Origin of the sequence: Microcoleus sp. D3_18_C4, from assembly GCF_036702355.1 — a bacterium.
Taxonomy (GTDB): domain Bacteria; phylum Cyanobacteriota; class Cyanobacteriia; order Cyanobacteriales; family Microcoleaceae; genus Microcoleus.
In genome coordinates this window covers 74,000-92,450 of record NZ_JAUBTF010000015.1, presented here as the reverse complement: position 1 = coordinate 92,450, position 18,451 = coordinate 74,000, and the positions used below count along the sequence as shown (strand labels likewise).

17 protein-coding genes are annotated in these 18,451 nt (G+C 46.4%); 5 read left to right on the top strand and 12 right to left on the bottom strand.

The genetic code is table 11. The features are described from left to right. The first annotated feature begins 5 nt into the window (after positions 1–5). Both QUA90_RS10385 and QUA90_RS10380 read left to right on the top strand, forming a co-directional pair. The gene (locus tag QUA90_RS10385) at positions 6–1,814 is read left to right on the top strand and encodes a PAS domain-containing sensor histidine kinase (protein WP_333326200.1); all 1,809 of its coding nucleotides are present in this window, start codon (positions 6–8) and stop codon (positions 1,812–1,814) included. Positions 1,815–2,127: 313 nt separating this feature from the next. Next, complete coding sequence (locus tag QUA90_RS10380) at positions 2,128–2,625, top strand: hypothetical protein (RefSeq protein WP_333445315.1); 498 nt, start codon at positions 2,128–2,130, stop codon at positions 2,623–2,625. Positions 2,626–2,748: 123 nt separating this feature from the next. On the opposite strand, the gene QUA90_RS10375 is transcribed toward QUA90_RS10380, so the two are convergent. Continuing rightward, positions 2,749–3,240 (bottom strand): WbuC family cupin fold metalloprotein, encoded by a 492-nt coding sequence (locus QUA90_RS10375; protein WP_333063677.1) that lies wholly within the window; start codon positions 3,238–3,240, stop codon positions 2,749–2,751. 76 nt (positions 3,241–3,316) lie between these two features. On the opposite strand from QUA90_RS10375, the gene QUA90_RS10370 reads away from it, so the two are divergent. Beyond that, positions 3,317–4,540: a tetratricopeptide repeat protein gene (locus QUA90_RS10370; RefSeq protein ID WP_333326207.1), complete on the top strand. Its 1,224-nt coding sequence runs from the start codon at positions 3,317–3,319 to the stop codon at positions 4,538–4,540. 131 nt (positions 4,541–4,671) lie between these two features. Here QUA90_RS10370 and QUA90_RS10365 read toward each other — a convergent pair whose 3' ends face one another. Next, positions 4,672–5,544, bottom strand: coding sequence for an S-methyl-5'-thioadenosine phosphorylase (locus QUA90_RS10365; RefSeq protein ID WP_333326209.1), 873 nt, complete (start codon positions 5,542–5,544; stop codon positions 4,672–4,674). 209 nt (positions 5,545–5,753) lie between these two features. On the opposite strand from QUA90_RS10365, the gene QUA90_RS10360 reads away from it, so the two are divergent. Next, positions 5,754–5,960, top strand: a complete 207-nt coding sequence (locus QUA90_RS10360; protein WP_015177188.1) for a hypothetical protein — start codon at positions 5,754–5,756, stop codon at positions 5,958–5,960. A gap of 144 nt (positions 5,961–6,104) precedes the next feature. Here QUA90_RS10360 and QUA90_RS10355 read toward each other — a convergent pair whose 3' ends face one another. From QUA90_RS10355 to QUA90_RS10335, 5 genes are all read right to left on the bottom strand, one after another. Continuing rightward, positions 6,105–6,944, bottom strand: a complete 840-nt coding sequence (locus QUA90_RS10355) for a Tab2/Atab2 family RNA-binding protein (RefSeq protein ID WP_333445313.1) — start codon at positions 6,942–6,944, stop codon at positions 6,105–6,107. Positions 6,945–7,213: 269 nt separating this feature from the next. Continuing rightward, positions 7,214–8,419 (bottom strand): adenylate/guanylate cyclase domain-containing protein, encoded by a 1,206-nt coding sequence (locus tag QUA90_RS10350; RefSeq protein ID WP_333326212.1) that lies wholly within the window; start codon positions 8,417–8,419, stop codon positions 7,214–7,216. Positions 8,420–8,440: 21 nt separating this feature from the next. After that, a complete protein-coding gene (locus QUA90_RS10345; protein ID WP_333326214.1) occupies positions 8,441–8,983 on the bottom strand; it encodes a peroxidase-related enzyme in 543 nt (180 codons plus the stop codon). Positions 8,984–9,079: 96 nt separating this feature from the next. After that, positions 9,080–9,307: a hypothetical protein gene (locus QUA90_RS10340; RefSeq protein ID WP_333326216.1), complete on the bottom strand. Its 228-nt coding sequence runs from the start codon at positions 9,305–9,307 to the stop codon at positions 9,080–9,082. A gap of 32 nt (positions 9,308–9,339) precedes the next feature. Then, positions 9,340–9,552, bottom strand: coding sequence for a hypothetical protein (locus QUA90_RS10335; protein WP_333326218.1), 213 nt, complete (start codon positions 9,550–9,552; stop codon positions 9,340–9,342). A 16-nt stretch (positions 9,553–9,568) separates the two neighbouring features. Here QUA90_RS10335 and QUA90_RS10330 point away from each other — a divergent pair, with 16 nt between their 5' ends. Next, the gene (locus QUA90_RS10330; RefSeq protein WP_333445310.1) at positions 9,569–10,846 is read left to right on the top strand and encodes a valine--pyruvate transaminase; all 1,278 of its coding nucleotides are present in this window, start codon (positions 9,569–9,571) and stop codon (positions 10,844–10,846) included. 247 nt (positions 10,847–11,093) lie between these two features. Here QUA90_RS10330 and QUA90_RS10325 read toward each other — a convergent pair whose 3' ends face one another. The 5 genes from QUA90_RS10325 to QUA90_RS10305 all read right to left on the bottom strand — a co-directional run bounded on the left by QUA90_RS10325 (position 11,094) and on the right by QUA90_RS10305 (position 18,421). After that, positions 11,094–13,265 carry a caspase family protein gene (locus QUA90_RS10325; protein WP_333445308.1) on the bottom strand — a complete coding sequence of 724 codons (2,172 nt, stop codon included), beginning with the start codon at positions 13,263–13,265 and terminating at the stop codon, positions 11,094–11,096. A 207-nt stretch (positions 13,266–13,472) separates the two neighbouring features. Beyond that, a complete protein-coding gene (gene sat / locus QUA90_RS10320; protein WP_333389752.1) occupies positions 13,473–14,654 on the bottom strand; it encodes a sulfate adenylyltransferase in 1,182 nt (393 codons plus the stop codon). A 162-nt stretch (positions 14,655–14,816) separates the two neighbouring features. Then, positions 14,817–15,887: a DUF6745 domain-containing protein gene (locus QUA90_RS10315; protein ID WP_333389750.1), complete on the bottom strand. Its 1,071-nt coding sequence runs from the start codon at positions 15,885–15,887 to the stop codon at positions 14,817–14,819. A gap of 126 nt (positions 15,888–16,013) precedes the next feature. Further along, positions 16,014–16,613, bottom strand: a complete 600-nt coding sequence (locus QUA90_RS10310; RefSeq protein WP_333445306.1) for a hypothetical protein — start codon at positions 16,611–16,613, stop codon at positions 16,014–16,016. A gap of 335 nt (positions 16,614–16,948) precedes the next feature. Beyond that, positions 16,949–18,421: a site-2 protease family protein gene (locus tag QUA90_RS10305; protein WP_333389839.1), complete on the bottom strand. Its 1,473-nt coding sequence runs from the start codon at positions 18,419–18,421 to the stop codon at positions 16,949–16,951. Positions 18,422–18,451: the final 30 nt, after the last annotated feature.

Here is an 18,451-nt window from a genome sequence, read left to right as displayed (position 1 = left end):
ATGGTATGAACTCTTTGGGCAAGGCAAAATCTGTTCAGGCGTTAACGGTTTACGAGGTGTGGCGCGATCGCTTCCTCCGAGATCGGCTGCGCCCTGCTGTCGGAATTGCCATCTTTTTTGCCTTCACAATAACGATCTATTTTCTGGGCGAAAGATTCTTCGCTCGCCAGGAGTTTAAAAGTGTTTATTTGTACACGAGCGCTGCTGTAGAATTGGGTTTGTTGACCTGTTTTGTGTTGCAGAAAACATCCTTCGGACAGCGCTATCCCGGTTTGCTCTTTTTGGGTTTTTCGTGGTCGCTGACGGTAGTTGTACAGGTTGGGCTAGCTGTCGCACAAGCCGGGGAATTACCAATTTTTACCTGGATTTTAGCGTTTCTGATCCAAGCTACGCTGATGCCCGTCCGCTGGCGCCTCCACCTGATCTCTCAACTCGGCGTTTTGTGTTGCCACGTCGGGATAAATTTGGTTTTAAATCTAAGTTTGGCTAAGTATACTCCTTTTAAGTTGACCGGGTTGTACTTATATTTGTTTTGGATTTGTTTGATTTGCGATTTGTCGGTTTATTGGTACGAATGTCTGCAACGGAAAGAGTTTAGTACCAGGCGTGAGTTGGAATCTGCTTACCAGCAGTTGGAGGTGGCGGAGGCGAAGTACCGCAGCATTTTTGAGAATGCGGGTGAGGGAATTTTTCAAAGCACTCCCGATGGCCGTTATATTACTGCAAATCCAGCTTTGGCGAGGATTTACGGCTGCGATTCCCCGGAAGAAGTGACGGCAAAGTTTACTGATATTGAACGACAGTTGTACGTCGATCCGGCTCGCAGAAATGAGTTTTTGCGATCGATCGAGGAAAGCGGCACAGTATCGGATTTTGAATCTAAAATTTACCGCTCAGACGGCAGTATTGTCTGGATTTCCGAGAAGGCGCGGGCGGTACGGGACAGCAGCGGCGCCGTGCTTTATTATGAGGGTTTAATTGAGGATATCACGCAGCGCAAACAGGCACAAGAATCGCTGCGGCTGTTTATTCACGCTCTTTCTCACGACTTGCGAAACCCGGTAGCGGGAATGTTAATGGTGCTGAAAAATTGGCAGACGAAACCTGGGGATTCGATCGCAATTCCCCGTTCTATTTTGGAGCGGATGATTCAAGGTAGCGAGCAGCAATTGCGCTTGATAAATTCGCTGTTGGAAGTTCACGCCGGGGAATTGCGTGGTTTGGTTTTGCACTGCGAATCGGTTAATTTGAGGGCGATAGTTGAAGCTGCTGCGACAGATTTGGAGCCTTTGATGAAGGAGGGTAAAGCTACTTTTAAAAATTTGGTGCCGGATGATTTGCCAGCCGTGAATGCGGACAAAACTCAGTTGTGGCGCGTCTTCTCTAATTTAATAGCTAATGCTTTGAAACACAATTTTCCGGGATTGAATTTAACAGTTTCGGCTCAAGTAATTAATGCGGAAAAATTAACTATAAATCAAAGCACAGCAAAACAAAACATCGACAAATTACCGATTACCAATCCACAATCCCCCATTACCAATTCCCAATCCCCAATCCCCAATCCCGGAAGTAGGATGATTTACTGTACCGTGGAAGATGACGGGGCGGGAATCTTGCCGGAACAGTGCGAACATCTTTTTGACCTTTACGTTAGGGGCGATCGATCCCGACACTCGGTTGGTTTGGGTTTGGGTCTCTATCTTTGTCGGCAAATTATTGGTGCTCACGGCGGCCAAATTGGGGTAATTAGCACTCCCGGTGCTGGGGCAAGTTTTTGGTTTACTTTGCCGCTGGCTGAGAATTTCCGGTGATTTTTTTGTATTTTTAATTACATTTAATCTAGCAATCTTGCCAGATCTTTAGAACGTTATTAATTGCTGAAACCCTTGCGAAATATGCTCTTCCTTCTGCCTGCGGCTATACTTTTGTTGTGCCGTCGCAGGTGCTTTTTGAGTGGCTCAAGCCAAATAAGTCGATCGGACTATTTCGATCGGACTATTGATATTAATTTAAAATCATGGTATACTTCGCAAAAGTTTTTAAAGGAAAAATAAATTTCCGATCTTCACATTTTCTTTAGAAACATCATTTAATCTAGAAAATCTCTAAAACTAGATAAAAAATATGCAATTTATGTTTATCGAGCAAAGCTCAGAAAATACAGCTAAAGACGATGCAGCTAAGTACGACTTAGCTAAATATAACGAGCGGTCGTTCTCAACTTTAATTCGGACGCTCCGTCTCTCCCAAGGTTACTTTTCTTTCGTTTTAGTTAACTGCAACTCGCTGGCTTTGCGGCAGCAAATAGTCGATCGGCTGCAAGTAAATTGTCCCGTGAAACCGCAGCAACTGTTTTTGCCCGAATCGGCGACAACTCTCTACAGGACAATCGCTGCCGAAATAGAGGGGGAACAGCCTCCAGCTTTAATGCTCCTCGGTTTGGAATCAGTGGAGGCGATCGATCGATTGCTCGTTTCTACCAACCTACTATGCAGCGAATTCAGCAAAACATTTTCGTTTCCCCTCGTATTTTGGGTGACGGATGAGCTCCTGAGAAAAATCATTCGCACCGCCCCGGATTTATACAATCGGATGACGACAATTAGATTCATCAGTCATTAGTAATCAGCCGATCGATTTTAGATTTTAGATTTTAGATTTTAGATTTTTAACAGTCAACATTCAACAGTGAACAGTTAACAGTCAACAGTTAACAGTCAACAGTTAATAGTCAACAGTCATTAGTCAAGTGTTAAATTCGGCTTCCCAAATCAGGACTAATTCTCGCGCCGCCGCAGTTCCCTCAGCAGGAAAACCTGCCAAAAAGTCTTTATCCGCCCCCACGTCGTAAGGCCCTTCCTTAAACTCCAAAATCACAGTATCCTGTGTCAAAGCTACTAACGTGTGAATAGTCCCCTCTGGCAGTTCGACAGCGCGAGTCGGGCCGGCCGCGCTGACTCGCAAGGATCGCAGGATTTGACCGTTTTCGTTCAAAATAACAATACCGACTTCTCCTTGAATCACCACAAAAAACTCAAAACCGTTAACTGCAGGCGGGCGGAGGTGTTGGTGAGGGCGGACGTAAGTGCCTGGTTGCAGCACGTTGACAAACCGCTGCACTTTTTCAGACAAATCATGGAAATTGTAGTTTTGTCGCTGGCGGGGACTGCGGCGGGAGGAAGCGGCAACTTCGTCTAGCAATTCTTGCGTCAGCAATTTGATCGGAGGGGACTGCACAACAGATATCCTGTATTTAATAGTTTTTGAACAAATGGGCTAGTCTGGGATCATCGTTATCAGCATCTCTTGACACATGGAAATCGCAACTCAGGTGCGTATCACTAAGGCAATGCGTTTGTCAAGTATCTTTAGAAAAAGTATTAGCCCGATCGCCCTTTTGACTATTCTAGTCTGCGCCAGTAGCGTTTTTGCATCTGAACCGACGGCGGCAATGTTACTTCAGCAGGAATTCCCACAGCAGCAACTTAAAGAAGAAATTCGCGATCGAGTTCAAGAAGAAGTTGACATTGCTTTCGGGCGCACGGCGGTACTGCTTAACGGACTGGTAATTGCCCTAACTTTGTTTCCGACAGCAGCCGGAGTCGGGGTTTGGTTTCTATTGAGAAAATTGTCCAAGCAGACAACAATTGCTCGCCAAGAAATTGAAAGTCTCCATTACGATACAATCTCTCAATTAAAACTATTAATTTCCGACGCTGAAACTATCTTAGGCGAAATTCAACACCAAAATCACTCGGCAGAGGCAGAAACAGACCTTTTATTCCCAGATGCCCAAATTCAAGAATTTGCTCCGGTTAACTATGGCAATTACCAACAGTTATTGACCGCCGGCGACTATGCTAAACAGGGAGATGCTTGTTTCTTTGAAAACCGTTATCAAGATGCGATCGCAGCTTACGATCAGGCCCTGCAAATTCAGCCGGATTTAGCCGATACTTGGAATAACCGAGGAGTAGTGCTCACGAGAATGCAGCGATATCCAGAGGCGATCGCTTCTTACGAACAAGCTACTACAATTCGCCCCAATTATCCCGATGCTTGGAACAATCGAGGCGTGGTATTGTTGGAGTTGCAGAAGTACCAGGAGGCGATCGACTGTTACGAACAAGCAATTCAAGCCAAACCCGATTATGCCGATGCTTGGAACAACCGAGGCGTTGCTTTTTCCAAAATGCAGGAGTACGAACAAGCAGTAATTTCTTACAATCAAGCCCTACAAGTTAAAAATGATTATACTGACGCTTGGAACAATCGAGGCGTTGCACTCTCCAAATTGCAAAAATACGAAGCTGCGATCGCTTCCTACGACAATGCTGCTAAAATCCGACCTGACTTTTACAGAATTTGGTACAACAAAGCCCGATGTTATGCCCTACAAGGTAAAATTGAATTAGCAATTGAAAATTTAAAGCGCGCCCTCAATCTCAATCCGAATGTGTGTAAAGAGTTGGCAAAAAGTGAAGCTGATTTAGAAAAAATTCGCGAACACGATGCGTTCAAGCAGTTGATAAGTTAATCCTTCAAAAATAATCGTCAACTATAGGATAACGAATAGGTCGTAAGATTAAATGAACCGCGAAGACGCTAAGGAAGAGAAAGAATGGAGGCCGTTTTTCCTTTGCGCTTTTTGCGTCTTCGCGGTTCGTTTTACAAATATTTCTGCAACAACAAACCCATTTTCTCCTTAGTGGCGGCCGGCACTTGATCCAGCCGAGTCAGAATTGCATATTTCAAAGCTGAATGTGCATCAGATACTGGGGGATTTTCTGTTAGTCTACGGACTGTTTCTTGAATGACTTTTTGAGCATTCTCTGCATTGCGGTGCAAATTTGCTATTACCATTTCTACTGTTACGCTGTCGTGTTCGGTATGCCAGCAGTCGTAGTCTGTGACTAAGGCTAAAGTTGCGTAGGCAATTTCTGCTTCTCTGGCTAATTTTGCTTCCGGCAAATTTGTCATCCCAATGACTGTGGCATCCCAACTGCGGTAAAGGTTTGATTCTGCTTTTGTGGAAAATGCGGGGCCTTCCATGCAGACGTAAGTGCCGCCCCGGTGCAGGTTAACGTCGGGGAGGTTCAAGGATTCGATCGCACTTGCTAACACTTTAGCCAATTCGCCGCAAACCGGATCGCCGAATGTGATGTGACCGACTATTCCTTCTCCAAAAAAGGTAGAAACTCGATTTTTTGTACGATCGATAAACTGATCGGGCACTACCATATCTAAAGGTTTCGCCTCTGTTTTCAGGGAACCAACCGCCGACGCTGAGATTAAATACTCAACTCCCAAACTCTTCATTGCATAAATATTGGCGCGATACGGCACTTCGGAGGGCAAAAAAGTGTGGTTGCGGCCGTGTCTAGCCAGAAATGCTACGGGCGTACCGTCCAATGTTCCCACAATTGCGGCATCCGATGGCGCTCCAAAAGGTGTATCAATTTTCACCTCTTCAATATCCTTGAGGGCCTCCATTTTATACAAACCGCTGCCGCCGATAATTCCGATTTTTGCTTGTGCCATTTTTACCCTCTGCTTGAGTTTTACCACCGTGATTCTATCGGGCCATCGTTAAGTTGGTGTAAAGATAATTAAAGATTTGGTGACAACAGTCACCCCACATACACTATTTTGTCACTAAAAATATGTGATCTTAATCACAAAGTAGCTTCACAAAATCTTTAAAAATAAAGGTACATAGTTCTGTTACTTATTTTTAGCGTGTTAAGACCATGACAGTCAGCTCTGCTAACCTCCCCAAAATCTCGATCGAGGCGATCGTCGAGCGCATCTTTGCTTTTCGCCAGATTACCCCCCTTGACAGACGGCTGCTGAAATCAGCAATGCTAGCCCAGAAAGGTCTGAACGAAAAAGACCAGTGTCACATCAACCGAGTTTGTCAGGGCATCCAAAACGGATTGATTTTAGTTGTAGAATAAATTTGCAGCACGATCTCTTGCGAGCTCAACAAGCTGTGTTAAAATTTGTGTCTGAGTTTGTATTTGCTAAAACTGCGTTCGGGCGCTGTTTTACTATTTTTCGCCGCGCGATTTATCAACATCACCAATAATATTATTTAAATCTTATCGCTCAAAATTCAACAGCCAAAAGCCTGTATAAGTCATGCCACTATCATCGGGCTGCACTAATAAAAAATGTAATCCTTTACTTAATTGCTTGCGCTGTTGGTAAATTTGGGCCGCGGCTTTCACCTCGCTATCTTCAAAAGTAGCCACAACCCACCTATCTACTAGCCCAGCTTCCAATATCAATCCGTCTGGTTCTCCAGCAATATAATTCAAAGCAAAAGGTTTGGCATCCTGAAGCCATCTAGCCAAGCGCATAGACTGGCGTCCGCCGTCAATCACCACTCCCGGTACGGGTACTGTTGAGGCCAAGCCCAAATTCAGCGGTAACAGCAATTCTGGCATTTCCAAAATTGGCAGGGGACGCCCTTGGAAAGCATCTTCAATGTCCCCGGCGGGTAGGGAAGCAAAACGCCAGCCATCGCCCCAGAGGTTTTCGGGTAAAGGCACGGGCGGCGGCGAGTCGAGGGCGATCGCGCTATAAGTTTCACCTGTATAATTAGGCATACTCGAATATTCTTTGGCGCGTTGTTGCAGCAGCAATTTCAGAGCCGCAGTGCGCCGAGTCGCTTCCACCTTGACACCCAAAACTTTGCCCGCAGCTTCGATTAAGCCCAGAGACTGAGGCCTAAATACTTGAATCAATTCGGGCAAATTTTGGGTTTGAGCTTGCTGCTGCAACTGCGAAGCTAGCCAATTAGAATTTGCATCCCCTTGGCGGCAAACAGCGCTAAATTGAAAACTGCCTTCCGAGTCGCAAATTAAGAGTTCCCACAGTGGTTTGCCAGTTTCGTCTTGGAGAGGGCGGCGGTAAAAATCGGCTTGCCAAATACGCATAAATAATTAAAATTTAAAATATACAACTCGATAATTTTAATATAGCTTGGTGACAATCCGATACAATACCGAACTTTTAAAAAAACTTCGAGCTATATATTCTCAGTTCATAGTCCAAAAAACGGCAACTGTAGGCCCGCGAGCCAAACCGTGAGAGTAATCACTCATGTCCTAATCAAAATCTAAAATTTAAAATCTAAAATCTACAATCTAAAATGGTATAAAGGCTCGCTTAGCCATTTTCCCTTAGCAATTAGCCCTTCCCAAAATCATTTAAGATAGCGAACCAAATACATATCCAATTCGCCCTTATTTTTAGCATAAATTTTTCCTCGGTATTCGCATTCAAAAAAATCTCTAACTAATTCAAAGGTTGTATGAGAAATATTGATATTTCCAGGTACGCCGGAAGATTCCATCCGAGATGCAGTATTAACTGTATCTCCCCAGACATCATAGGAAAACTTTTTATTGCCAATTACGCCAGCAAGTATTGGGCCTGAATGAATGCCAATGCGGATATCCCAATAAGGGATATTTTGTTGAGCTTTCTGTATTTTTCGCAGAGCCATGAACTGTCGAATTTCTATGGCAGCAAGTACAGCGTCAAAGGCGTGTGTTGGGCGAGGGGTAGGAATTCCCGCCGCGCACATATAGCTGTCGCCAATAGTTTTCAATTTTTCCATAGAGTATTTATCCATCACGCGATCGAAATAAGAAAAACAATAATCTAGTTCGTCAACCAACTCTCGCGGCGTCATGTTTTCAGATAACTGAGTAAAGCCTTTAAAGTCAGTAAATAAAACCGATACGCAATCATAATAAAGTGGTTCCACTTTGCCGTTATTTTTTAGTTCCTCGGCAATTTCCACCGGGAGCACATTCAACAGTAGCTGGTCAGATTTGTGCTTTTCGGCATCGAGTTCGGAATACAGGCTATTTATCTCTTTAAATCGTTCAGCATTGCGGATAGCTGAAGATAGTTGCAAAGCCAAAAGATAGCCAATCCGCAAGTCTTCTTGAGTGTAAGCCCCCGGCTTGGTTGTGGCAAAATTAATTGTTCCTAAAACTTTACCTTCGCTTTCCAAAGGAATGATAATTTGCGAAGCGTAGGGGGATAAAATAGCAGTAGCACCCGCTTCTTGAATTAATTGAGGTTGACGTGTTGTGAAAGCCTTGTGAATAGGGCCGCCCTCTGGGAGGGCTGCAATATCTACAGGAATATGCCGGCCAAATAAGGTCATGCAAGTGTTAGTGCTGTGCAGGCAAACGCTACAGTGTTCAAAGTCTAGCAACCATTTGGCTTGCTTGCCTAGTACCCGCAAAATCTGGCCCAGATCGAGGGTGCGGTTAATGGCATTGGCAACTTCGTTGACGGCGGAAATGCGGATGGAAAGCGCTTGAGCTTCTGCTAACAAACGGCGGGCTGTCAACAGAAGTTCTTCTCGATCTTGATCTTCTAGCCGATCGCCCATAATAGGGGTATACAATATAGATTACAAAGCATCTATTTCCAGGGCTATTGAATCGGTGTATCGGTTGACAAAGCTAAACAAGTCTGCTGTCGCAATAATCTCAAAGATTTCTGAATCATCAAGTCCTAAATCCCGCAGGTTTTGGTAATCAGTCTCTGTCATTTCCAGGGGTTTTGTAGCAGCCAGCAAGCCAAAAGTAATCACGGCTTTATCACGTTTTGGCAAAGGGCAGTTGGCAAAGTCAGAAACTAGGGTTCGCAATAGTTCTTCGCTCATCCCCAAGGCTGACAATCCGTGCAGATGAACTTGGAGAGCGTACTCGCTATTATTTGATTGGGAAATAGCGACGCCGACCATTTCTTTAAGCGTGCGGGGTAAATCTCCTTGCAGAATGGTTCCCCGGAATTTTTTCCAATTGGCTTCTAATATGTCAGGGTTGATTGCCATTGACTTGAACAGGTTGGGGACGATGCCAAACCCCAAGTCTGTCAATATTTCTTCGTACACTGCTTTGGCTTTAGGATCTGTAAGTTGCTCGTATTCTATAAGTGGAAAGTATGTCATTGTTGTGTTGAATTTTACGGCTGTTAATTGGGGTGGGAATTTACGTGTTTGTTATGTAATGCCACTCAAAGTGCGACCTTACGAGCTATCTTGGCTTTAGTCGGATTGATGATAAAATGCACCGCTGTCAGCAAACCGCGAATTATGAAAATGAGCTAGCAACAAATCTGATTCTTGAGGCTGGATTAAACCTGTAATTATAGCAGTAACAGCCGCCCATAAAATTCTGTTGCGATCTGGTTTTACGGCTAATTTTAGATTTTTCCAATGGTTGTTGTCAAGTATCGGCAATTCATCTGGCGCGACGGCGTGAAATCTTACCACAACTCTTGAATTAGATAATGCTGTTCCGTTCGCTAATTTTTAGGCAAAAAACACTGTTCGATCGCTCCGGCTCCACAAATGCCCTGAATCTTATGATCCGGTGCGCGCACAGGGGAAAAAACAAAATGCTGTGCGATCGAGTTTATTGAATTAGTCAGAGGCTCGATCGACAACCCATGCCCCAGATAAGCTAGGCTAACGCCTGCGACTGGAGTTATTATGGGTAAACTGTAAACTTCTATCATTGTCGCTGCATTTGCTATGAACCCTGCCCTGACTCAATTTGGCGCTCAGATGTCCCACCTCACGGGAGTTCGGGCAATTATGAAAGATATTATTGAAACTCTCAGAGCCGGCAGCGGGCAGGAGTTTATCAATTTGAGCGCCGGAAACCCGGTGATTTTGCCGGAAGTCGAGCAGTTGTGGCGCGACTGCACTGCGGAACTTTTGGCGGGCCCGGAATACGGCGAGGTGGTTTGTCGCTACGGTTCGAGTCAAGGTTATCAGCCGTTGATTGATGCGGTGCGGACGGATTTCAACCAGCGTTACGGATTGAATTTGACCGATCGCAATATTCTAATTACTCCCGGAAGTCAATCGATTTACTTCTACGCAGCCAACGCTTTCGGCGGCTACACTACCAGCAAACAGCTTAAAAATATTGTTTTACCGCTGAGCCCAGACTACACGGGTTACGGCGGCGTTAGCTTGATTCCCGAAGCGGTAGTCGCCTGCAAACCCACCCTCGATATTGATGCAGCCGCCCACAGGTTCAAATACCGCCCGGATTTCAGCCAATTGTCGATCGACCAAAGCACCGGTTGTGTCATTTTTTCTCGTCCTTGCAACCCCACCGGCAACGTTCTCAGCGACGACGAAGTTAAGAAAATTGCCGATTTAGCGGCCGCTTTCGACGTGCCGGTGTTCGTTGATTCCGCCTACGGCCCTCCGTTCCCGTCCTTGAATTTTACCGAAATGACGCCGATTTTTGGGGGCAATATTGTGCACTGTATGAGTTTGTCGAAAGCCGGATTACCGGGTGAAAGAATCGGAATTGCGATCGGCGATGAAAAACTCATTCAAGTATTAGAATGTTTTCAGACCAATATGTGCATTCATTCGCCGAGATACGGACAGGCGATCGCAACTCGTGCGATTACGTCCGGCGCTCTGGCCGACATCTCCATCAACGTAATTCGCCCGTACTATCAAAGCAAATTTGCGATCGTAGAAAGCACTCTAGAACAAGCAATGCCGAAGGATTTGCCGTGGTTTTTGCACCGGGGCGAAGGAGCAATTTTCGCGTGGTTGTGGCTGAAAGATTTGCCAATGACTGATTGGGAACTGTATCAAGAGTTGAAAAAAGTCGGCGTAATTGTCGTGCCAGGAAGTTCTTTCTTCCCCGGTTTGCGGGAAGATTGGCAGCACAAACATGAGTGTTTACGCATCAGTTTGACTGCAACAAATGATGAGATTGAAACTGCCATGAAACGCTTGGCTCAAATGGTAGAAAAGCTTTATCAGTCAGTTGACAGTTGACAGTTGACTGTTAACATTCCCAATACTTCGGGTACGCGGTTCCTGAGCGACTCGTGCTTATCGTAACCGGAGTAATAAGATGTTCTGCATTTAAATGGTCTGTAAAAAAAACAATCAAACTCTTGTGGGTTGGGCGTCCCGCCCGCATCTAACAGGCAATTTAAATGCGCGACAGCTTATCGATTTCGTACTCGGATAGATTCGGATTATAGGTTATAGAAAACATTCCCCAGTCCCCATTTTTCAATTAAACCACCCGATAAACAAAACTCAGAGTTGCCCAAACATTCACATCCAAAGCCAAATCATCCGTCGATATCCCCACTTTCTGCACCCCCGGAATGCTAGCCGCGTGCAAATCTTCGAGTACCGCCCGCGCCACATTTAAAGGATTCAACAACACTCGAATTGGCAGGGCATCCCTCGTTTGCTGCATTTCGGCTTCTATTGCAGCCAGAGTTTGAGCCAAGGGACTCTCACTAAATATAATCATAGTTTCCGCAAGTCCGATCGACCCCGATACCGCCCACCCGCTCCCCCCAGCCGCCGGCAGAGTCAAATTCTCCCCAGGAGCGATCGCCCGCGACATTGCCCCCACAGCGTCTTTGCCCTCAGCGCCGAGCACAGACAGCCGTCCCGCGCTGTCCGAGCCAAACACCGCAAAGTAAACCGGGCGATCGCTGTCGTTATACAATCTGTACCGAACTCGGCTGCCTTCGACTAAACTTAGTATATGAGGGCTTGCGGATTTCTCACTTTCCCCGTTCAGCGGTTCCAGCCGATAATCACCGCCGGCCCGCACCGGCTCTCGCTGCGCCACAGCCCGCGCTTGCGGTGCGGTAGTTGCCAGAATCGCCCGCACCTTCAGGCGCGAAGACCCCTCATTGGCTGTCAGCCGCAGCAACTTCCCAGCCTGCAGCGCTTTCAAGTGCGGAGTCAAGCGCTGCACCGCCACCTTGACTGCTTCTCCCCCGTCGCCCTGAGTATCGGGAATCAGCATTTGAGCCACAGAAAACAAACCGTAACGGCTTTGTATCACACCAGGCTCGTGAGCCGAGACTGTTTCGGCTAAAGTCGTTTCCGGGACTCTGCCGAACCGACAGTCAGCCAATTGCTCGCTGCCTACCGCCGAAACTTGCGGCACAGTCGCAAAGGCGCTGGTGGCGTCCACGCGCTCGATGCGTTCCAAACCTGAGTCCAAAGCTACTGTCAAACCGATGTTTCGCGGCAATACCCGAATTTCTTCCCTCACCACTTCGCCGACTGTTAATTGGCCGTTTGTTTGAGCAGACCCGTCTACAACTTGGGCTTTAGCAGAGAGGCCCGTGCGTCCCCGCAGCAAAAGCCTCGCGCCCTCGGAGGAATCCACAGCAAACACAGAACCCCCGGAGCACTCCAAAACGGAGGGCGACAAACCCCCCAGCCACAACTGCACAGTTTTGCCTCCGTCTTCCACGGCCGTCACAGCGCCGTCAGATGCAGGGGAATTCAAGATTAAATTTGAAAAATTCACCGCCGGCGCGGCTGTTAAATCGTGATTGAGAATTTGCGGTTGCTGCGATAACCCCGCGATTTGCTCGACATTACCTGCAGCGCGGCTGAAACTGACGCTGAAGCTGCTAGCGGGAGTTGCCCACCACAAAGTTTGGGTGAGGGCGTAGGTAAACAAACCTGCGGTAAATCCGTTCCACTCTTGTTCGGCGACGAGTTGGGAATCCGCACCGGCGGCAAGTACGGTGGCCGCAGGACGAAGATTTTTGCGGGTTCGGAGGTCTTGGGCAAACGTTAATTCTGCGAGGCCCGGCTCGCCGATGGTGGGGCGGGGGCGGGAGCGAATGCGAAAGTTGCCGTTTGTGGGGAAACCCCGATAGTGGTAGCTGGTGTCGAGGATGGCGATCGCATTTTCTGTCGCAAGCGATCGCATCAACAGCAACAGCGTTTCCTCTAAAATATCGTTCACCGCCCGGTTTGCTAACAACGGCAAAACATCATCCGCCGGCACCAAACTGTTTTGGATTTTTCCGGGAGACTCGCCCAAACTGACTCGGCTACCGCAGCCACTAAAGTGAAAAACTACCACGTCACCGGGTTTTGCTTGTTGAGTCAAGTGAGTGATAAAAGCCGTCTCGATATTCTCCCTCGTAGCTTGAGCGTCAGTCAAAGTCAAAATGTCCGACGGCACAAACCCAAACCGATGTATCAGTAGTTCCCGCTGCAATTCCACATCCGTGACGCAGCCGTGCAGGGGCGAGTCTGGATATTTGTCAACGCCCACCAACAAAGCCAATTTCCTGGCTGTCGGCTGCGCTAAGGCTTGGAGGTAGCCATCGCCCAACGGCAGCCACAGGGCCTCGCTGATGCCGATGGCGGCCAGCACCCGGCCAGCTTGCTGCAAAAATTCCCGCCGCTTGAGTCCCATTTTTAAATAGCTTTGAATTTTAAGTTTTGAATTTTAAGTTAAATTCCCCTCAATAATTTTAGGGGAATTAATTAGATTGTGACTGTTTAGTATGAAGGGAGTTTTTAAGTTTTAACTTTTGAGCTTTAAGTTGAAAATTTCCCATTTAAAACTCAAAACTCAAAATTCAAAACTCTTCAGAATGTCGCCGACACCCAAGTTCAAGATTTAAATCTCGTAATTGAAAATATTCATTGCCTTGGCTAATTCTGCAGCGACTTCCGGCCGGGAAAACTGCGGCGGAGGCAATTTTCCAGCGCGCAGCATTTCCCGAACTTTGGTTCCCGACAAATGCACCCGTTGTTCGGGAGTGCTTGGGCTTGTTTTAGTTGTAGCCATTTGTTCCGTCAGTTGGCAATAGAAAGCGTGCTCGAATTTCATCGGCACAATTCCCAATTCTCCCGGCTCAAATTCATCAAAAATATGTTGGGCATCGTAAGTGCCGTAATAATCGCCAACTCCAGCGTGATCGCGCCCCACGATAAAGTGAGTGCAGCCGTAGTTTTTGCGGATTAAAGCATGAAAAATTGCTTCTCGCGGCCCGGCGTAGCGCATCGCCGCCGGATTAATTGCCAAAATTACGCGATCTTTTGGATAATATTTTTCTAGCAGAATTTCGTAGCAGCGCATCCGCACGTCAGCGGCGATGTCGTCATCCTTAGTCGTCCCGACTAGCGGGTGCAGAAACAAGCCGTCTACTGTTTCTAAGGCGCATTTTTGAATGTATTCGTGTGCCCGGTGGATGGGGTTTCGGGTTTGGAAACCGACTATGGTTTTCCATCCTTTTTCTGTGAACAGCATTCTCGATTTCGCCGGGTCAATTTGGTATTGGGGAAAGCGGACATCTAGTTCGCGTTCCAGCAGCCAAATGTCGCCTGCGAGGTTAACGGGCCCGGATTTGTCTACTACTTGGACGCCCGGGTGTTTGAGGTCATCGGTGCGGTAGACGTTGAGGGCTTCTTCTTCTTTACTGTAGTGATATTTTTCTGCAAGTTCCAAGAGCCCGACAAATTTGCCTGCCGGCGAGTCTAGGCGCACTAAAGTTCCTGCTTTCAGGGGGGCGGCGACTTCTTCTGTTACCGAGAGGGTGATGGGAACCGACCACGGAAGGCCGTTGGAGAGGCGCATTTGTTTAACGACCGATCGATAATCAGCTTCGTTCATGAACCCTTTGAGGGGACTCAGGGCGCCGATGGCGATCATTTGCAGGTCGGAGATCGATCGATCCGACAACTGGACTCGCGGCAGGGACTCTGCTTTGTCGAAAAATTCTTGTCTTTGGTCTAGTGTGGCAATGCGGTGGACCAGGGTGCCGCCGTGAGGGGCAATGCGGTCTGAATGCTGGCTCATGTCGATTTGAAGTTGTGGGTTTTAGCTGCCAGAGTACATAGTATCAAGCGGTGGCTGCAATTCTACATTTTTTAATTGTTCTGGACTTGTGCAGAACGCTACTTTTGTGGCGCTGTAATTCTTTAACTCTAAACTCGCGCACTCAAAACTCCAAAGTTTCCCTCAAGTCTGGACTTGAAATTCTTCGGGATCTATTCCCCAATTTACCCAGCTAATCGCTTCTTTAGCCGATCGCACTTTTGGCGGCACTCGCAAAGCGTGAAGGTGTCCCGTACTCGCACAAGTCATCTTTAACAAATAAATTGGCTCTATGTCAATATTATTCTCAATTTTCAACAAAGTATATTCTTGCCAAGAATCCAATTCTATTGCTTGCAATTCTTGACAAATTCTTGGATAGCCGATCGCCTGAATCAAAACTCGCCGCACTTCGGCATTATGTTCTGTTAACAGCCATGAAGCTTGCCAAGACTGCGGCGGAACTTGACCGATTATTTCCGGTAGTCGGACGCCACGATAAGAGTATACACTGAACTTGTCAGCAAATTCAACCGCTGGTTGACATAAAGCGTGGAGCAAATATTCACTATCAAAATGAAGTTGGATCGGGCGATCGCACACAAAGCACTTTTTCTCAAACGGGTAAATCCAGCCACAGTTTTCCACTAAAGATTTAAAGGCTGAGTATAAAGAGCGATCGTACTCCAAATTTAACACGCCAATACAAAAATCCACCCAACTTCCGTGACAGGCTGACAGTTCGGAAACTATGTTGTTATTATGATAAACCTGATCGATCAGAAATCTCTGAAATCTCCCGCCCAACTTCCTTGCTAATTTGACGTAAACTTCGTCTTTAACATGAAGGTGGAGTTGATTCATCAGTTGAGCGTACAGCGGATTATAGAGTTGGCTGTAAATCTTATTTTCTAATTTCCTGCCGAGTTGACTTCTTAATATATCGTACAATTCATTATGAATTTTGTTTCTGATTTCGCTGGCCATTCCCAGACCAGAATCGCGTATCCTTAGCGGTTCAATAGCTTCCAAAGCTATGTAAGGGCTGTCACAGAAAATAATTTCCGGTTCAGGACAGCCGATGATGTTGTAGGCGGTGTTGATGGCCGCTGTAGCTTGCGGGCGATCGACTGGTTCTATCGAAAGTCCAATTTGTCGCCACTTCTCGCGATAGATCGGAATTAGCGCTATTTGTTCGGGAGTAATTGCGATCATTTGTACAGCTAGATTATTTAATTGGCGGTAAAACTTTTTTGCTCTCGCATCCGGCAAAAAAATATCATTAAGTTTGTAATAACAACATAATTTTACCTGCCTACCTATTTTATTAGAGTCGTTAAATTATTTGTATGAATTAACAATTGTTTGCAAAATACCTAAAATCATAGGAACATTATCGACACAATAAACATCAGCATCAATAATTAAATTATTTCCATCTAATTTCAGAAACCGCCAGACAACGCCAGTAGTTACGCAGCCATATACTGCAGGTATGGAATTGTGTTCGCGTTCGTTAAATAGCTGAGCCGCTACCATTTGTGCTGCACACTGCGGCAGACAAGATTCTATTTCTGGGCCTTTCGTTTCTCTCAATGCAAAAACCGGAACTTTAATTTCAAAATCAAACGGCACGGAAGACAATAGAAAGTCGCATTGCCCATTCAATCCCTGCTCAACATCTACATCAAACGACCAACCAGAAAAAATAGAAAATTGTCTGTTGTTCCTTTCTCTAAATTCTAACAGAAGAGGAGAAATAATCCGTTCCGAACGTTCTTTGGCAGTTGTAACAGCAGTGTTAGAACTAATTTCGAGGGTTCTCCAAAACCATTCGGAGGGTTCTACAGGAACAACCTTGGCACTCCAAATAGGACTGAGTGACGGTTCCAATCCAAATCGATCTTTTAATTGTTGGAAAGTAAAGGATTTGTAAGACATATTTCTCAGATAAGTCGCTGAAACTCTAGATTACTGGGAGAGAGAAAGCGAATTGACCGACGCTAAACTCGTTTGTATACAGGACTTACGCCTTAGAAACCCGGTTTCTGGGAGAAATCGTGGTTTTGTAGAGAAGTATCTAGGAAGAAACCGGGTTCTCACCGCGTAAGTCCTAATATAGCAACCCTTGCAGAAGTGGTAAACCTCTCTTTTCTTCCTTCTTTCCTCTTCTTTCTCTCGCCCGATCACTCAATCCTTCTGCCCTCTTTATTGTTTCTTTTTTTTCTATCCGTTACATCCGTTACATAATCCGTTGCCGAACTTCCTTCTTCCTTCTAAACATTTAACCACTCAAGGAGTACCCTGGGCGCCGGCAACAAAATCATTAACAAAAGCCCGATCGCCACCAACCCCAAAAAATCCCGCCGATTATCCAATTCGCTAACATCATTCAGCGCAGGTTCGTCGTTTAGTGGCGTGAAAAACAAAATAATCGCCCACAGCAGCAAACCCTGTTCCAAAAAAGAAAGCAGCAGCATACAAAGTCTAGCAAATTGCCCGATCGCCATACTCGCTCGCTGGCCGAACATCGCGTGTACAATGTGCCCGCCGTCGAGTTGTCCCACCGGCATCAAATTAAACGCTGTCACGATCAAACCCAAATAACCCGCCACCGCTACCGGATGCAAATCGATCGCAGTTTCCGCATTCAAAGCGCCACCCAAGGTTAACTTGCTCAACAAAGTCATCAGCAGCGAAAAACTGGGTTTGAAAGAGTCAAAATTTAACATTCCCGACTTGTCAGACAGCGGTACAATAGTCGAATGATTCAAACCCCAAATTAATAATGGCACTGTCGCCACTAAACCCGCCAGGGGGCCGGCAATGCTAACATCAAATAAAGCTCGGCGGTTGGGAATTGGACTCCGTATTTGAATGAAAGCCCCAAAAGTTCCTAAGAAAAAAGGAATCGGGATAAAATAAGGCAAAGTCGTGCGAATTTTGTAGAATCTGGCAGCTAAATAGTGGCCGGATTCGTGAATTGCTAAAATTGTAATTAGAGCCAGCGAGTAAGCCAAACCCTGGAGCAATATTGACGGGTTGGACTGCAAAGCTTGTTCAGTAACTCCGGCAAGTCGCGTCCCGACCAGCGTAGTCGTAAACACCGTGATCAGCAGCAAAGCTAATGCGAAAAATGGCCGGGTTACAGATTCGGATTTGACAGGAGTTTCCCCTGATTGGTGGCTGGGATTGGGAACTATGGCAAAAAAAGGTTGACCGCTCAAGCTGTTTTGAAATACTACTAAAAAGCGATCGCCAAAAAGCCTCTCCACATTCTCCCGAATCGCCTGATAAGCCGCCTCCGGGTTCGTCCGCAACTGTCCGCGACAAATTACAGCCTGCGGCCGAAATTCCAAATCTCGCAAAAAGTAAATTGACCAAGGAAAACAATCGCGCAAACTCGCTTCTTCCGCTGCATCGATCGGGCGCACGGGCGGTTTTGGCTTTGCAGGTTCAGTCGCAGAGTCTGCTACCTGCTGTGCAGTTTCGGCGGTAATTTTCTTGCGCCCCAACTGTACCAAAAACCAATACAAAAAAGGGCAAACCAGAAAAGGTATAATTACCAACTCCGGCGGTACAGTTTTGCTTGTGCCGTAAACTAAAATCCAACCAGCCCAAATCAGCGCGGGCGCCATCATTACCAGCCACAGCAGCCATATCGGAGTCCTGGTGATTCGGCTGGTGCCATTCTGCAACAAGTAGTACGATATCAGCCCCAATACGAACAACCATAGTAAAAAGAACATAATATTTATCCCATTCCCTTCTGAAATACT

Excerpts from the sequence above, each read along its gene's own strand:
- QUA90_RS10385 (WP_333326200.1), top strand. The coding sequence starts at position 6 with ATGAACTCTTTGGGCAAGGCAAAATCTGTTCAGGCGTTAACGGTTTAC.
- QUA90_RS10380 (WP_333445315.1), top strand. The coding sequence starts at position 2,128 with ATGCAATTTATGTTTATCGAGCAAAGCTCAGAAAATACAGCTAAAGAC.
- QUA90_RS10370 (WP_333326207.1), top strand. The coding sequence starts at position 3,317 with ATGGAAATCGCAACTCAGGTGCGTATCACTAAGGCAATGCGTTTGTCA.
- QUA90_RS10365 (WP_333326209.1), bottom strand. The coding sequence starts at position 5,544 with ATGGCACAAGCAAAAATCGGAATTATCGGCGGCAGCGGTTTGTATAAA.
- QUA90_RS10360 (WP_015177188.1), top strand. The coding sequence starts at position 5,754 with ATGACAGTCAGCTCTGCTAACCTCCCCAAAATCTCGATCGAGGCGATC.
- QUA90_RS10355 (WP_333445313.1), bottom strand. The coding sequence starts at position 6,944 with ATGCGTATTTGGCAAGCCGATTTTTACCGCCGCCCTCTCCAAGACGAA.
- QUA90_RS10350 (WP_333326212.1), bottom strand. The coding sequence starts at position 8,419 with ATGGGCGATCGGCTAGAAGATCAAGATCGAGAAGAACTTCTGTTGACA.
- QUA90_RS10345 (WP_333326214.1), bottom strand. The coding sequence starts at position 8,983 with ATGACATACTTTCCACTTATAGAATACGAGCAACTTACAGATCCTAAA.
- QUA90_RS10335 (WP_333326218.1), bottom strand. The coding sequence starts at position 9,552 with ATGATAGAAGTTTACAGTTTACCCATAATAACTCCAGTCGCAGGCGTT.
- QUA90_RS10330 (WP_333445310.1), top strand. The coding sequence starts at position 9,569 with ATGAACCCTGCCCTGACTCAATTTGGCGCTCAGATGTCCCACCTCACG.
- QUA90_RS10325 (WP_333445308.1), bottom strand. The coding sequence starts at position 13,265 with ATGGGACTCAAGCGGCGGGAATTTTTGCAGCAAGCTGGCCGGGTGCTG.
- sat (WP_333389752.1), bottom strand. The coding sequence starts at position 14,654 with ATGAGCCAGCATTCAGACCGCATTGCCCCTCACGGCGGCACCCTGGTC.
- QUA90_RS10315 (WP_333389750.1), bottom strand. The coding sequence starts at position 15,887 with ATGATCGCAATTACTCCCGAACAAATAGCGCTAATTCCGATCTATCGC.
- QUA90_RS10310 (WP_333445306.1), bottom strand. The coding sequence starts at position 16,613 with ATGTCTTACAAATCCTTTACTTTCCAACAATTAAAAGATCGATTTGGA.
- QUA90_RS10305 (WP_333389839.1), bottom strand. The coding sequence starts at position 18,421 with ATGTTCTTTTTACTATGGTTGTTCGTATTGGGGCTGATATCGTACTAC.